Source organism: Blautia faecis, assembly GCF_020554845.1.
Lineage (GTDB): Bacteria > Bacillota > Clostridia > Lachnospirales > Lachnospiraceae > Blautia_A > Blautia_A faecis.
Map to the genome: position 1 here is coordinate 1 of NZ_JAJCIA010000117.1, position 272 is coordinate 272.

Annotated in this window: 1 pseudogene; it reads left to right on the forward strand. The window is 48.5% G+C overall.

The features are described 5' to 3' along the window. Positions 1-118: pseudogene (locus LIZ66_RS20395) on the forward strand (tweety protein); the annotation flags it as partial. Positions 119-272: the final 154 nt, after the last annotated feature.

Genomic DNA, 272 nt, shown 5'->3' on the forward strand with positions numbered 1-272 from the left:
TCTGGCGATGGTTACTATTTATACTTTTCTTTTATTTTTCTGTTGTTTTGGTTGTTATAAGGGAGAAAAGCCCGGAAATAAGGGGTTTTCCCCGGCAACCGGCTCGGCAACGGGATAGCAACAGGGGGTGCAACGGGCGGTCATTTTCAGAATGGAAGCTCCATCTGTTCTGTGACCTCCACAAAACCATCCATCGTTTTTTCAGACGGGTTGCCGGAGTCCGTTGCCGGGTTTTCACGCTCCCAGCCCTTTTGTCTGCCATATTCGGAAAA